The organism is Leifsonia lichenia (genome assembly GCF_054780215.1).
The window spans coordinates 324,078-339,525 of sequence record NZ_BAAGWT010000010.1 but is presented as its reverse complement, the minus strand read 5'-3'; the positions used below and the strand labels follow the sequence as shown (position 1 = coordinate 339,525).

10 protein-coding genes are annotated in these 15,448 nt (G+C 69.1%); 7 read left to right on the top strand and 3 right to left on the bottom strand.

Annotated elements, in window-relative coordinates:
* Positions 1-16 precede the first annotated feature (16 nt).
* From ACYVGI_RS18890 to ACYVGI_RS18880, 3 genes are all read right to left on the bottom strand, one after another.
* Positions 17-2,572 (bottom strand): alpha-L-rhamnosidase-related protein, encoded by a 2,556-nt coding sequence (locus tag ACYVGI_RS18890; protein WP_460634122.1) that lies wholly within the window; start codon positions 2,570-2,572, stop codon positions 17-19.
* A gap of 133 nt (positions 2,573-2,705) precedes the next feature.
* Positions 2,706-3,488, bottom strand: a complete 783-nt coding sequence (locus tag ACYVGI_RS18885; protein ID WP_460634121.1) for a nucleotidyltransferase domain-containing protein — start codon at positions 3,486-3,488, stop codon at positions 2,706-2,708.
* Between the two features lie 325 nt (positions 3,489-3,813).
* Entirely contained in the window at positions 3,814-4,821 is a 1,008-nt protein-coding gene (locus ACYVGI_RS18880; RefSeq protein ID WP_460634120.1) for a LacI family DNA-binding transcriptional regulator, read from the bottom strand.
* A 278-nt stretch (positions 4,822-5,099) separates the two neighbouring features.
* Here ACYVGI_RS18880 and ACYVGI_RS18875 point away from each other — a divergent pair, with 278 nt between their 5' ends.
* The 7 genes from ACYVGI_RS18875 (at position 5,100) to ACYVGI_RS18845 (ending at position 15,377) form a co-directional block, all read left to right on the top strand.
* A complete protein-coding gene (locus ACYVGI_RS18875) occupies positions 5,100-6,404 on the top strand; it encodes an ABC transporter substrate-binding protein (RefSeq protein WP_460634119.1) in 1,305 nt (434 codons plus the stop codon).
* A gap of 125 nt (positions 6,405-6,529) precedes the next feature.
* Positions 6,530-7,468, top strand: coding sequence for a carbohydrate ABC transporter permease (locus tag ACYVGI_RS18870; protein ID WP_460634118.1), 939 nt, complete (start codon positions 6,530-6,532; stop codon positions 7,466-7,468).
* Positions 7,465-8,298: a carbohydrate ABC transporter permease gene (locus ACYVGI_RS18865; RefSeq protein ID WP_460634117.1), complete on the top strand. Its 834-nt coding sequence runs from the start codon at positions 7,465-7,467 to the stop codon at positions 8,296-8,298. Before ACYVGI_RS18870 ends, ACYVGI_RS18865 begins: the two co-directional genes overlap by 4 nt.
* 40 nt (positions 8,299-8,338) lie before the next feature.
* Positions 8,339-10,672, top strand: coding sequence for an alpha-L-rhamnosidase (locus ACYVGI_RS18860; protein ID WP_460634116.1), 2,334 nt, complete (start codon positions 8,339-8,341; stop codon positions 10,670-10,672).
* Positions 10,673-10,681: 9 nt separating this feature from the next.
* Positions 10,682-11,845 (top strand): L-rhamnose isomerase, encoded by a 1,164-nt coding sequence (gene rhaI, locus ACYVGI_RS18855; RefSeq protein ID WP_460634115.1) that lies wholly within the window; start codon positions 10,682-10,684, stop codon positions 11,843-11,845.
* Entirely contained in the window at positions 11,845-13,881 is a 2,037-nt protein-coding gene (locus ACYVGI_RS18850) for a bifunctional aldolase/short-chain dehydrogenase (RefSeq protein ID WP_460634114.1), read from the top strand. The genes rhaI and ACYVGI_RS18850 overlap by 1 nt, the downstream gene beginning before the upstream one ends.
* Complete coding sequence (locus ACYVGI_RS18845) at positions 13,878-15,377, top strand: rhamnulokinase (RefSeq protein WP_460634113.1); 1,500 nt, start codon at positions 13,878-13,880, stop codon at positions 15,375-15,377. The genes ACYVGI_RS18850 and ACYVGI_RS18845 overlap by 4 nt, the downstream gene beginning before the upstream one ends.
* The last annotated feature ends 71 nt before the right edge of the window (positions 15,378-15,448 follow it).

Here is a 15,448-nt window from a genome sequence, read left to right as displayed (position 1 = left end):
GGCTCGATGGCGGGGGTCAGAGGGGGAGGGTGGTGGTGCCTGCGGGGAGCGCTGTGGTGCGGCCGTCCGGGTGGTGGAGGGTGCCGGGGACGGGAGTGGCGACGGTGACCGCGCCGTCCGCGACGGAGACGCGGACGGAGCCGTGCGGTGTCGGGACGGACCCCTCCACCGAGCGCAGCGGGCCGAGCGCCGGTGCGACGCTCACCGTCGCGAAGCCCGGTGTCTCCGGGGTGACGCCGAGGACGTACTGCACGAGGTCCTTCGTGGGCGTGCTGCTCCAGCCGTGCACCGGCGTCCCCCAGCCCCAGCACTCGCCGAAGGTGTCGTAGCCGTCGGTGAGGAACGTCGTCCAGCGGCGGATCAACGTCACGAGGTCGCCCGAGCGGCCGGCCGCCGCGACGGCGTCGTGCACGAGATAGCTGTAGAACGGTTCGGCGATGACCACCTCGCGCTCCGCATCCCAGTCGATGCGCTGCACCCCGCGCATCTGGTCGGCGATCTTCTGCTGGTCGTACGAACCGTCGTCGCCGCCGATCCACGAGCGCACCACCAGGGTGTCCTGGTCGGTGATCGCATCCACGATGGCGTTCCAGCGCGAGCGCGGCGCGAGGCCGGACACGATCGCCGTGGCCCCTGCCGCCTGCGATGCGGCGGGAAGCAGCTCACCGTCGACGATGTGGTCTCGGTATGTGCTACGGGATGCGTCCCAGAAGTCCTCGAAACCGGCGGCGGCCCGCGCGTGCATGTCGTCCGCCCACATCGCGGAGCCCTGGTTGCCGACGAACCAGCTCAGCTCGGCGAACTCGCGCAGCCCACGCGCCCACAGGGCGGTGAGGATGCTGCTGCGACCGGTGACGAACACACTCGACCAGTCCACCAGGTTCCACTCGGGCACGTCGGCGATGGTCCCGCGCTCGTCCACATACGGCAGGTACCAGCGCAGGATGCGCTCGACAGTCGGCAGCAGCGCGCGGACCTCGTCGGCGTCGCCGAGGTAGCGGTACAGGTTGTGCACGCCGTGCACCCAGTGCAGCGACCAGTCCGGGATGGTGTACCCACCGGACGACTCGATCTCGCCCACCACACTCATCGGCAGGATGCCGTCCGGCCGAGGCGAGTCGCCGAGCGCGACATAGTTGCGGGCCATCCGCCAGTCGGCGTTGGTGGTGAGGTGCACGAGCTGGTGCACGACGCCGTCGCCGACCCAGGCGCGCTGCTCCCGGGTGGGGCAGTCGGTGAAGGCGTCCTGCGCGTTCGCCTGCACGGTGCGGATGCCCGCGGTGTACAGCGCGTCGATCTCCGGGTCGTCGGAGCGGAAGAAGGCGTCGCCGCTGTGCGGGTACACGCGCTCGCGCACCTCGATGTCCTCCACGACCGTGTCGGCCGACACCAGGAGGTGGACGAAGCGCATCCCGTTGACCTCGACCGCGTCGAACACGTCGGCCTCGCCGCGGGCGGTGTAGCTCGCGCCGGTCTTGGGGATGGAGAAGCTCTCCAGCTCGTCGTTGCGGTGGCGGCGCTCGCGATAGAGCAGGTCGACGACGGTTCCGGATGCGGCGGCCAGCCGCACGTGCACGGTGCCCACCACGACGCGGCCGAAGTCCAGCGACAGCACCCCGCCGGCGGGCACCGACACCGGGAAGGCGGCGAGCGGGTCTGCGGAGACGTCGTGCCCGTCGAGGGCGGAGCGCACGCGGGACACGGGATGCGCATCCACGGGATGCGCATCCACGGGACGCGCAGCCACAGGTTCGGGACGGGTCGCGGTGCTGAGCGGGCCGCTCACGCGCAGCTCGGCCGGGCCGACGGTCACGCCGCCGACCGGCGCCGTGCCGCGGGGGAGCAGTGCGCCGTACGGGTCGGTCGGCGGCTGGGTGCGGCCGAAACCGCCGATGTGCGCGGCGGGGCGGAGCTGCGCGGCACCCCAGGCGCTGTCGTCGAAGCGCGGCCCGGCCCAGCCGGTCGGGAGCTCGCGCGCATCCACCCGTTCGACGGGGACGCCGTCGAGGCCGTCGAGGTCGGGCGACGTCCACGCGGTCGACCGGTGCACGCGCCAGTCGCCGTCGCTGACCAGCCAGGCGTCGCCGAGCCTGGCCTCGAACGCGAGGACCGCATCCAGACCGAGGCCGCCGTTCGCGACGGCGGGCTGCCAGAACGCGGTGGCGTTGCCGTAGAAGGTCACGAGCACGGCGATGGTGTTGCTGCCCGGCACGAGGTGCGGGGCCAGGTCGTACTCGTCGAAACGCTGCCGCCGCGGCTGCGACCTGGCAGGGCCGCGCCCCACCTCTGCGCCGTTCACCAGGAGCACATACCGGGAGTCGGCGGTGAGTCGCGCCGGGGCTTCCGCCGGCGCGGACGCGAGCTCGACGGTGCGGCGGAAGATCGTGCGGTGGAACGGGGCGCGGGGGCCGTCTGCGCCGAACGCCGCGGTGCTGAGGTCGCCGAGCGGTTCCGATCCGATCCAGTGGGCGCGCCAGCCGATGCCGCCGAAGGCGCTCGGCGGGGAGGAGGTGACAGCGCGGTCGTCGCGTGTGGCGGTGGTGGTGGTGGTCGTGGTCGTGGTGGTCGTCATCGTCTACCTGCTTTCCGATCGCGTCGTCGCGATCGTCGTCGGTTGGTGCGCGGTGGCTCGTGCGAAGGGTGCGGTCGCGGCCGCGGGGACCGCGGGTTTCGCACGACTCGTGCCCGCGGAACGGGAGAGGCGGTCAGGAGTACTCGGGAGGTTTGGTGCGGTAGCGCCACGCGAGCTCGTTGTCGAGGACGAAACGGGAGAGCGTCTTGTCGCGCGGAAGGAGGCTCCCGGCGAACGATTCGAGGGAGGCGAGCAGCGCATCCGCGGTCTCCGGGGTCGGGTCGGCGATCACGGCCGTCAGGAGCGCATCGAAGTCGCTCGGCTTGCGTTCGAGACCGGCGACCAGCGCCGACAGGTACTTGGGGCCGGGGAACACGACGCGGTTGGCGGCGAGCAGCGCACGCGCGGCCGACGTCGCCAAGTGAACGGACGCGTGCCGAAGGAGCAACTGGTCGCCGCTCGCGTGCGCCTGCTGCAGGAAGTAGCCGCCGTGCAACCGTGCCTGGGCGAGGAACGAGGCGACCCGTGCATCCCACTCGTCGTCGGCGGGTCGGATGCGGGCGATCCGCGCATCCAGGTCGTCGACACGGCTGAAGACGATCCGGGATGCGGCGAACGAGTCGCGCACGGGATCGTCGCCGCGCTCGGCGGCGTCGTCGAGGTAGGAGAGGGTGGCGAGCTTCACGTCGAAGTAGCCGCCGTCGTAGTCGATGCCCTCCTGCTCGGTGTACATCAGCCGCTCCGCCGCGTACGCCTCCGCCCAGCGGTCCTCCGTGACGATCAGGTAGAGGTCGACGTCGGAGTCTGGCCGCTCTGTGCCTCGCGCGACGGATCCGGTGACGACGATCCCGAGGGTGTCCGGCCGGGCGCTCTCGCGGGCGAGGTAGCGTTCGACGGCCTGGTCATGGTGCAGCATCGCCACGCCTCCCTGTGCCGCTCGCGGCAGTGAAAGCATTCAGTGGCGTTCGTAACGGTGGCGCGGTCACGGCGTCCCTCTCGGTCGATGCGTCTTTGCGGGCTCACCATAACCCAGATCCGCCGATATTTGAATCGCTTCAATGAAACGAGGCGAGAATCGGCAGGCGCGCATCCGGCAGGAGGGTGCGCGCGACACGCCGCCGAGAACTCCGTCCGAACGGAGATCGAGGCGAGGTGGGGCGAGATGTCCTTCCGGACGGAGTTTTGGGGTTGGGGAAGCAGGCCAGGGGCGGGGGCAGGGGTGGGGCTGGGAGGGTGTGAGGCTAGAGCGCGCTGCTTGCTCGGACGACGAGTTCGGGCTGGTAGAGGATTTGGCGCGGCTCGAGGTCTGGGTCGTCGGCCTCTTCGAGCAGGATCTGGACCGCCGTCTCTCCGATCAGCCGGCTCGGCTGCCGGATCGAGGTGAGGGGTACGACCGACGCGCTCGCGAAGAGGATGTCGTCGTAGCCGACGAGGGCGATCTCGTTCGGGATCGCGATGTTGCCCTGGATGGACAGGGCCTGCAGCAGGCCGATGGCCAGCAGGTCGTTGGCGGCGAAGATCGCATCCGGCCGCTCGCCCGGCGACCGCTCGACGATGGCCTCGCCGGCCCGGCGGCCCTCCTGCACAGTGAGCGCAGGCAGCGCGATCACCTCGATGGCGGCACCTGGATGCGCCGCGACGGCCTGGCGGGCACCCTGGAGGCGGTCGCTGACCTGGCGGATCTCCTGCGGCCCGCCGACGAAAGCGATGCGGCGTCGCCCCGTCTCGAGCAGGTGCTGGACGGCGAGCGTGCCGCCCGCGACGTCGTCGACGGAGACCGAGCTGATCGACAGGTCTTTGCTCACCCGGTCGACCAGCACAGAGGGGATGCCCCGCTCGCGCATCCGGCGCAGCCTCGGTGCGACGTTCCCCACCGGGGAGATGAGCACTCCGCGCACCCGCAGCTCCTCGAACAGGGTGAGATAGCCGGACTCGCGTTCCTTCTTCTCGTCACTGTTGCCTGCGATGACCGAGAACCCCGCTTCTGCCGCGCTGTCCTCCGCCGCGGTGGTCAGCTCGGTGAAGAACGGGTTCCCGCCACTGAGGGTGATCAGGCCCAGCGCGTGACTGTGGCCGACGCGGAGCTGCCTGGCCGCCTCGTTGCGCACGTACGACAGCTTCTCCATCGCCAGCGTGACGCGCTCGACCGTCTCAGGGGAGACGATCTCCGGGCGGTTCAGCACGTTCGAGACGGTTCCGATGGATACGCGGGCCAGCGCCGCCACATCCTTGACGCTCGCAGACACCATGATCGCCCTCCCGATCGCAGTTTAGGACATTGAATCGAATATCCGTGCGGTTCAGCGGGTGGAACCGCTTTCCGCACGCGTGTCCGATTCGTTGAACGTTAGCCGCTCGGCGAGTTCCGCGCCAGCGCTGGGAACCGGACGCCCGCATCCGGCGTTACTGAATCGTTACAAGTCGTCATTGACGACCCGGCCGAGTGCACCTATCTTCAAATGAAGCGTTTCAATGCGAACCCAGCGCGCACTCCTGGGACCTGCAACGCCAATACAAGGAGGTATTCATGTTCTCTCGAAGGACGGCATCTCGCATTGCCGCCACCGTCGCCAGCGCGGCCGTGCTGGCCGCCACCCTCGTCGCTTGCTCGTCAAGCGGCGGCGGCGGATCGTCCATCACCCTCATGGCCGGAGGAAACGACCCGGCCGCCACCAAGTTCGCCAAGGCCATCGCAGACGGGTTCATGAAAGAGAACCCGTCGATCAAGGTCAAGGTGAACACCCGCCCGGCAGGCACGGACGGGGACAACCTGATCAAGACGCGCCTGTCGACGCGAACCATGGACGACGTCTTCCTCTACAACTCCGGGTCGCTGTTCCAGGCGCTCAACCCGGACACGCAGCTCCAGCCCCTCACCGACGAGGCCTGGGTGAAGAACATCACCGACGACTTCAAGAAGACCGTCAGCACGTCGAAGGGGACGTACGGCGCTCCGACGGGGACGACCTTCAACGGCGGCGTCATGTACAACAAGAAGGTCTACGAGAAGCTCGGGCTGAGCGTCCCCAAGACCTGGGCAGACTTCATCAGCAACAGCGAGAAGATCAAGGCCGCGGGCATCGTCCCCGTCATCCAGTCGTACGGCGACACCTGGACCAGCCAGCTCTTCGTGCTGGCCGACTTCGCGAACGTCAGCAAGGCCGACCCTGAGTGGGCGACGAAGTACACCGAGAACAAGGCGAAGTACGTCAACCCGCCGGCGCTCGCGGGCTTCACGCACACGCAGGAGGTCTTCGACAAGGGTCTGCTCAACAAGGACTATGCGTCGCTCACCAACGTGAACGCGCTCAAGATGCTCGCGACAGGCGAGGGCGCCCAGTACCCGATGATCACCGCCGTGATCAGCAACGTGCTGCAGAGCAACCCGGACCAGGTCAACGACATCGGCTACTTCGCGATGCCGTCCGACGCCGGCGAGCCGCAGGCGACCGTCTGGGAGCCGGGTGGGGCGTACATCCCGAAGTCGACGACGGGCGACAAGCTGACCGCCGCGAAGAAGCTGGTGGCGTTCATCAACTCACCGAAGGGATGCGACGTGCAGAACTCGGCAGGCGTTCCGGCCGGTCCGTTCGCGATCAGCACCTGCAAGCTCCCGTCCGACGCTCCGGCGCTGGTAGCCGATGAGCTGAAGTACCAGGACGCCAAGCAGACCGGCCTGGCGCTGGAGTTCCTCTCCCCGATCAAGGGACCGAACCTGGAGAAGATCCTCATCCAGGTCGGCTCCGGCATCACCGATGCCAAGGCGGGCGCTGCGCTCTACGACAACGACGTGAAGGCGCAGGCGCAGCAGCTCGGGCTCAAAGGCTGGTAGCCCTGGACCACGAGCGACGCACCTGACAGCGTCGTGACGCGGGGCCGATGGCCGCACAGCCGTCGGCCCCGCAACGCACCACAGCACCACAGCACCACCGCACTGAACTCGACGAGGAGTAAAACATGTCGACGGCCAATCCGGCGACCGCGATACAAGCGGCCGACATCATCACGGAGCTTCATCCGCCGCAGAAGAAGCGGCGACCGATCAAGTCGTACTACCCGACCTGGTTCTTCATCCCGGCGGTCGCGCTCTACGTTGTGTTCTTCGCCATCCCGACGTTCTCGTCGTTCTACTTCTCGCTGACCCGCTGGTCGCTCTTCGACTCGCAGTTCATCGGCTTCGACAACTTCGTCCAGTTCTTCCGCGACCCGCAGTTGTACACGAGCTTCATCCACACCCTGATCTACGCGGTCATCACCTCGGGCGCCAAGGTCATCATCGGCTTCTTCCTCGCGATCCTGCTCACCGGCCCGATCGTCGGCCGCGGCTACCTCCGCGCCGTCGTCTTCTTTCCCGTGCTGCTCTCGACCATCGGCGTCGGCATCATGTGGAAGTCGCTCCTCGACCCGTTCCACGGGATGGTCAACGCCGTCCTCGGCTTCTTCGGGCTTCCCCAGCCCGGCTGGTTCACCGACCCGAACCTCGCGCTGTACTCCATCGCGGGCGTCGACATCTGGAAGGGCGTCGGCATCGCAACGCTGATCTTCATGGCGGGCATCGTCGCCATCCCGAACGAATACTTCGAGGCGGCCAAGATCGACGGCGCGAGCTCCTGGAAGATCCTGCGCCAGATCACGATCCCGCTCAGCAGGGGCGCGACGGCGACCGTCATCATCCTGTCGCTGATCGGCGGTCTGAGGTCGTTCGACATCATCTGGGCCACCACGGGAGGCGGGCCGGGCTTCACCAGCGATGTAATCGCATCCGTCATCTACAAGCAGTACCAGGCGGGTTTCTACGGGCTGTCGACCGCGGGCAACGTGGTGCTCTTCCTCGTCGTCACCGTGATCATGGTGCCGCTGTCGTACTTCCTGAACAGAAAGCAGGTGGAGCTGTGACCCGCGAGCGCACCAGGGCCTGGATCGTCGGCGTCGTCGCGATCGTCGTCTCCGTCGTCGTCTTCCTCGTCCCGTTCATCTTCGTGCTGCTGCAGGCGGCGAAGTCCCCGGCCGAGGCCTCGAACCTCGCCTTCTCCTGGCCGTCCCAGTTCCTGTTCTTCCAGAACTTCTGGGAGACGCTGATCTCCAACGACGGCGTGATCTGGCGCGCGATCATCAACAGCGCGGTGCTCACCGTCGGGTCGGTCGCGATCATGGTCGTGCTGTCGGCGATGGCCGGGTACGTGCTCGCCCGCAAGAAGAGCAAGTGGGGGCCGGTGGTCAACTTCTTCGTGCTGGCAGGGCTGATCGTCCCCCCGGCCGTCGTCCCGACGATCTGGGTGCTGCAGGGCCTCCAGCTCTTCGGCACGATGCCGGGGATGATCCTGGTCGAGGCCACCTTCGGGCTCTCGTTCTGCATCCTGCTGTTCCGGGCGTTCGTGGGCAACATCCCGCGCGAGCTGGATGAGGCCGCCGTGCTCGACGGGTCCGGCCCGATCCGGCTGTTCTTCCGGGTGGTGCTGCCGCTGCTGCGGCCGGTGGTCGTGACGGTGATCGTGGTGCAGTCGGTGTTCGTCTTCAACGACTTCGCCGGGCCGCTGTACTTCCTCCCCGGCGACCAGAACGTGACCGTCCAGCTCGCGCTCTACACCTTCTCCGGCCAGAACCTGAGCTTCTACAACCTGCTCTTCATGGCCATCTTCCTCATCACCATCCCACCGCTCATCGCATACATCTTCTTCAACCGACAGATCGTCGCCGGCATCACCAGCGGCGCCGTCAAGGGCTGACACCACCGTGACAACGAACGAAACCTCTGGAGAGAAATCAATGAACTGGCAAGCTCGCATGATCGCAGCCGACAACGACTTCGACGGAGCGCCGCTGCTCCGCCGCGAATTCACCGTCGACGGCGGCCACGGCGCCGTGACCGACGCGACCCTCACGCTGAGCGCACTCGGCGTTGTGGAGGCGTGGCTCAACGGGCGCGCGGTCTCCGACGACCTGCTCACGCCGGGGTGGAGCAGCTACGAGTGGCGACTCCGCTACGCGAGCTACGACGTGACCGACCTGATCGGTCAGGGCGGCACAGGTCAGGGCGACGATGCAGGTCAGGGCGCCGTGCTCGGCCTCGCTCTCGGCAACGGCTGGTTCCGCGGCCGCCTCGGCTGGTCGGGACGCTCGGCCTTCTACGGTTCCGAGCTCGGCGCGTTCGCCCAGTTGGTGCTGACCTTCGCAGACGGGTCGACCCAGACCATCGCGACGGATGCGGACGGCTCCTGGACCGCAGGACCGAGTCCGGTGCTCGCCAACGACCTCTACGACGGCGAGACCATAGACGCCCGCCTCCGCGACGACGCCTGGCTCTCCTCCGGTTTCGCGGGGGACGGCTGGGTGGGCGTGCACGCGCTGGACTTCGACACCGCGATCCTGACCCCGTACGTCGGACCGCGCGTCCACCGCTGGAACGCGCTGCCTGTGGCGGAGATCACCACCTCGCCGTCCGGCAAGACGCTGGTCGACTTCGGTCAGAACCTCGTCGGCTGGGTGCGCGTCTCGGTGCGCGGCGAGTCGGGCGCAGAGGTCACGATCAAGCACGCGGAAGTGCTGGAGCACGGCGAGCTGGGCACCAGGCCGCTTCGCACGGCGCTCGCCACCGACCGCTACATCCTGAGCGGCGGCGACGACGTGTTCGAGCCGACGTTCACGTTCCACGGCTTCCGCTATGCCGAAGTCACGGGATGGCCGGGCGAGCTGAAGCCGGAGGACCTCACAGCCGTCGCCATCGGCTCGGACCTGGAGCGCATCGGCACCTTCCGCAGCTCCGACCCGATGCTCAACCAGTTCCATGAGAACGTGGTCTGGGGGATGCGCGGCAACTTCGTCGACGTGCCGACCGACTGCCCGCAGCGCGACGAACGACTCGGCTGGACGGGCGACATCGCCGCCTTCGCGCCGACCGCGGCATTCCTCTACGACGTGGATGCGTTCCTCTCCGACTGGCTGATCGACCTGGACGCAGAGCAGCAGCACCACGACGGCATCGTCGGCTTCGTCATCCCCGATGTGCTCAAGTACCTCGACAGCGACGCCCCCACCGAGTTCGGGCCGGTCGACTCGACCGCGATCTGGAGCGACGCGGCGGTCTGGGTGCCGTGGACGCTCTACCAGGCGTACGGCGACCAGGAGGTGCTGGGTCGCCAGTTCGGCTCCATGTCCAGCCACGTCCGCCGGGTGCACTCGCTGCTCTCGCCCGCCGGGGTCTGGGACGGCAACTTCCAGTTCGGCGACTGGCTCGACCCCGACGCGCCGCCGGAGGACCCGGCCAAGGCCAAGGCGGACAAGGGCGTGGTGGCGACCGCGTGCGCGTATCACTCGGCGCGGATCGTGGCCGAGTCGGCGGCGCTGCTCGGCCTCACAGCAGAGCAGGCGGAGTTCGAGACGATCGCCTCCGAGCTGCGCGCTGCCTTCAACAGGGAGTACGTGAACGGCGGCGTCGTGAAGAGCGACTGCACCACCGTCTACGCGCTGGCCATCGTGTTCGGGCTGCTCGACGCATCCGATGAGGTCGTCGCGGGCGAACGGCTCGCGGAGCTGAGCGCCGCGGCCGGCTACCGCATCTCGACGGGCTTCGCCGGCACGCCGTTCATCACGGACGCCCTCACGAAGACCGGCCACCTGGATGCGGCGTACCGGCTCCTGCTCGAGCGCGAGTGCCCGTCCTGGCTCTACCCGGTGACCATGGGCGCGACCACCGTCTGGGAGCGCTGGGACTCGATGCTGCCGGACGGCACCATCAACCCGGGCGAGATGACCTCCTTCAACCACTACGCGCTCGGCGCCGTGGCCGACTGGATGCACAGGGTCGTCGGCGGGCTCGCGCCGCTCGCCCCCGGATACGCGCAGGTGCTCGTCGCCCCGCAGCCGGGCGGGGGCATCACCGAAGCGGAGACCACGCTGGAGACCCCGCACGGCCGCGTCGCCGTCCGCTGGAGCGTGACAGGCGACGAGCTGACCGTCGACGCCGAGCTGCCGGCCGGTGTCGGCGGCGTGCTCAGACTTCCCGGCCAGGACGACCGGCCGCTCACCGGCGGCCCCGTCTCGGCGACCGTCCCCTTCGCTGCTCCGGCGCTCGCCGCGGCCGCCAGCGCATCAGAGAAATGAACAGGCACCATGACTGACCTCACCGCCATCTCAGCGGACCTCGCCGCCCAGGCGATCGAGCTGCCCTCGTGGGCGTTCGGCAACTCGGGCACCCGTTTCAAGGTGTTCGGATCGCCCGGCACGCCGCGCGATCCGTTCGAGAAGATCGCGGACGCCGCGCAGGTGCACAAGCACACCGGTCTCGCCCCGACGGTGGCGCTGCACATCCCGTGGGATGTGGTGGACTCGTACTCGGATCTGCGCAAGCACGCCGAGGATCACGGGGTCTCGCTCGGCACGGTCAACTCGAACACGTTCCAGGACGACGCGTACAAGCTGGGATCGGTGACCCACAGCGACCCGGCCGTCCGGCAGAAGGCGATCGACCACCACTTCCGCTGCATCGACGTGATGGACGAGACCGGTTCGCGCGACCTCAAGATCTGGCTGGCTGACGGCACCAACTACCCAGGCCAGGACGACATCCGGGCCAGGCAGGACAGGCTGGCCGAGTCGCTCGCCGCGATCTACGCACGGCTCGGCGACGACCAGCGGATGGTGCTCGAGTACAAGTTCTTCGAACCGGCGTTCTATCACACGGACGTCCCGGACTGGGGGACCAGCTACGCGCACACCGTCGCGCTCGGCGAGAAGGCGTACGTCTGCCTCGACACCGGACACCACGCTCCCGGCACGAACATCGAGTTCATCGTCGCCCAGCTCCTCCGTCTCGGGAAGCTCGGCTCGTTCGACTTCAACTCGCGGTTCTACGCCGACGACGACCTGATCGTCGGCGCCGCGGACCCGTTCCAACTTTTCCGGATCATCGCGGAGGTCGTGCGCGGCGGCGGGCTCAACAACCCGGACGTGGCGTTCATGCTCGACCAGTGCCACAACATCGAGAAGAAGATCCCCGGCCAGATCCGGTCGGTGCTCAACGTGCAGGAGATGACGGCGCGCGCCCTGCTGATCGACCGGGATGCGCTCTCCGCCGCCCAGGCGGCGGGCGATGTGCTCGGCGGCAACGGCATCCTGATGGATGCGTTCTACACGGATGTGCGCCCCGCGCTCGCCGAGTGGCGCGAGTCCCGCGGACTCCCCGCGGACCCGATGGCCGCATACGCCGCATCCGGGTACCAGGAGAAGATCGAGGCCGACCGGGTCGGCGGCACCCAGGCAGGGTGGGGCGCCTGATGGCCAACGAAGCGGCGGAAGCGCTCATCGCACGGTCGAACCGCCTCGGCGCCGACCCGCGCAACACCAACTACGCCGGAGGCAACACGTCGGCCAAGGGGATCGAGACCGATCCGGTGACCGGCGAGCCGGTGGAACTGCTCTGGGTGAAGGGCTCCGGCGGCGACCTCGGCACGCTGACCGAGGCGGGGCTGGCGGTGCTGCGGCTCGACCGGTTGCGCGCCCTGACCGGCGTGTATCCGGGAGTCGACCGCGAGGACGAGATGGTCGCCGCGTTCGACTACACGCTCCACGGCAAGGGCGGTGCCGCGCCGTCGATCGACACGGCCATGCACGGGCTGGTGGATGCGGCGCATGTCGACCACCTGCATCCGGACTCCGGCATCGCGTTCGCGACAGCGGCCGACGGTGAGCGGTTGACGGCGGAGGCCTTCGGCGGTCGCGTGGTGTGGGTGCCGTGGCGGCGTCCCGGCTTCCAGCTCGGGCTCGACATCGCTGCGGTGAAGGAGGCTCATCCGGATGCGATCGGCTGCATCCTGGGCGGCCACGGCATCACCGCGTGGGGCGGCACGAGCGACGAGGCAGAGGCGAACTCGCTCTGGATCATCGAGACAGCCGCGGCGTACATCGCTGCGCACGGGCGGGACGAGCCGTTCGGAACCGTGTTGGACGGTTACGCGGCACTGCCGGAGGCGGAGCGGCACGCGAAGGCGGCGGCGCTCGCGCCGCACCTGCGGGCGCTCGCGTCGACCGACCGCGTGCAGGTGGGGCACTTCAGCGACGCCGAGGTGGTGCTCGACTTCCTGGCGCGGTCCGAGCATCCACGGCTGGCGGCCCTCGGCACGTCCTGTCCTGACCACTTCCTGCGCACGAAGGTGAAACCGCTGGTCCTCGACCTGCCGGCGGACGCCTCCGTGGAGGATTCGGTGGCCCGCCTGGAGGAGCTGCACGCGGCGTACCGCGCCGACTACCAGGCGTACTACGACCGCTACGCGACGGACGAGTCGCCCGCGATCCGCGGAGCCGACCCGGCGATCGTGCTCATCCCGGGCGTCGGGATGTTCAGCTACGGCGCGAACAAGCAGACCGCGCGCGTGGCCGGAGAGTTCTACATCAACGCCATCAACGTGATGCGCGGGGCCGAGGCCCTGTCGACATACGCGCCGATCGACGAGTCGGAGAAGTTCCGCATCGAGTACTGGGCGCTGGAGGAGGCGAAGCTCCAGCGGATGCCGAAGCCCAAGCCGCTCGCCGGTCGGGTCGCGCTCGTGACGGGCGCCGCATCCGGCATCGGCAAGGCCATCGCGACGAGGCTCGCGGCCGAGGGTGCGTGCGTCGTCATCGCCGACCTCGACCTCGCGAAGGCGCAGGACGCGGCCGCATCCATCGGCGGGACGGACGTCGCCGTCGGCGTGCAGGCGAACGTCACGGACGAGCGCGCTGTGCAGTCGGCAGTGGATGCGTCCCTGCTGGCGTTCGGCGGCCTCGACCTGGTGGTCAACAACGCCGGGCTGTCGCTGTCGAAGTCGCTGCTGGAGACGACGGTGGCCGATTGGGACCTGCAGCACGACGTGATGGCGAAGGGGTCCTTCCTCGTCTCGCGCGCCGCGGCCAGAGTGCTGATCGACCAGAAGCTCGGCGGCGACATCGTCTACATCTCGTCGAAGAACTCGATCTTCGCCGGGCCGAACAACATCGCGTACTCGGCGACCAAGGCCGACCAGGCGCACCAGGTGCGGCTGCTCGCGGCCGAGCTCGGCGAGCACGGCGTGCGCGTCAACGGGATCAACCCGGACGGCGTCGTGCGCGGCTCCGGGATCTTCGCGGGCGGCTGGGGGGCGAAGCGCGCCGCGGTCTACGGGGTGCCGGAGGAGGAGCTCGGCCAGTACTACGCGCAGCGCACGCTGCTCAAGCGCGAGGTGTTGCCGGAGCACGTCGCGAATGCGGTGTTCGTGCTGTGCTCGTCCGACCTCGACCACACGACAGGGCTGCACATCCCGGTGGATGCTGGCGTGGCGGCGGCGTTCTTGCGATGAGCGCGGGTGCGGGTGCGGGTGCGGGTGCGGGTGCGGCGGGTGCCGTTGCCGCCGTCGACCTCGGAGCGACGAGCGGGCGCGTGATGATCGGGAGGGTCGGGCCGGACACCCTCGACCTGACCGAGGCCGCCCGGTTCCCGAACACGCCCGTAACCCTCTGGGAGGGCGACCGTCCCGGCCTGCACTGGAACATCGCGGAGCTGTACCGCAACGTCGTCGACGGGCTGGGGGATGCGCTGCGCGCCGAGCCGGGGATCGTGAGCGTCGGGGTGGATGCGTGGGCCGTCGACTACGGGCTGCTGCGCAGCGGGGTGCTCCAGGGCATCCCGTACCACTACCGCGACGAGCGGGCGGCGGCCGGGACGCCGCTGGTGCACGCGCGCGTGCCCGCCGACGAGCTGTACCGGCAGAACGGGCTGCAGTATCTCCCGTTCAACTCGCTCTACCAGCTCGCGGTCGACCGCGCGGCCGGACGGCTCGACGGCGTCGACTCGATGCTGCTCATCCCGGACCTGATCGCGTACTGGCTGAGCGGCGAGCGCGTCGCGGAGCGCACGAACGCGTCCACGACGGGGCTGCTCGGCGCGGACGGAGCGTGGAACACGGCGCTGATGGATGCGCTGCGCCTGCCGCGCGGGCTGTTCCGGCCGGTGGTGGATGCGGGGACCGTCCTCGGGCCGCTGCTGCCGAGTGTGCGTGGCGAGTTGCGCATCCCGAGCGTGGGCACGGATGGTCTCGCGAGCGGCGGGGGAGGGCCGGTGGTGACGGCGGTCGGCTCGCACGACACCGCGTCGGCGGTCGTCGCCGTGCCGCTGCAGTCGGAGAACGCGGCGTACATCTCCTGCGGGACGTGGGGGCTGGTCGGCCTCGAACTGGACCGGCCGGTGCTCAGCGAGGCCGCGCGGGAGGCGAACTTCACGAACGAGGGCGGGGTGGATGGGCGGGTCAGATTCCTGCACAACGTGATGGGGCTGTGGTTGCTGAGCGAGTGCATCCGGAGCTGGCGCGGGGCGGGGATCGATGCCGACCTGGTGGAACTGCTGGAACGGGCGGAGGCGCTGACAACGCCGGTGCCGGTGTTCGACGCGAACGACCAGCGCTTCCTGGCTCCGGGCGACATGCCGTCACGGATCGCGTCGTGGTGCGCTGAGCGCGGGATGGCGGCGCCGAACGGGCCGGTCGAGTACGTGCGGAGCATCGTGGAGAGCCTCGCCGAGGCGTTCGCACACGCAGTGCGAACCGCGTCGGCGCTGTCCGGGCGGCCCGTGGACACCGTGCACATCGTTGGCGGCGGAGCGCGCAACCGCCTGCTCTGCCAGCTCGTCGCCGACCGCTGCGGGGTGCCGGTGCTCGCCGGTCCGGTCGAGGCGACGGCGATCGGCAACGTGCTGGTGCAGGCGCGTGCGCACGGCCTGGTGCGCGGCGACCTCGAGGCGCTGCGCGCCCTGGTGCTCGCCACGCACCCGCCCGTCGCCTACGCGCCCAACCCCGCCTGACCGACGCAATCGAGCCCAGGGTTTCTCACCGCAAAACGGGCGATTGCGGTGAAAAAGGCTGGGCTCGATTG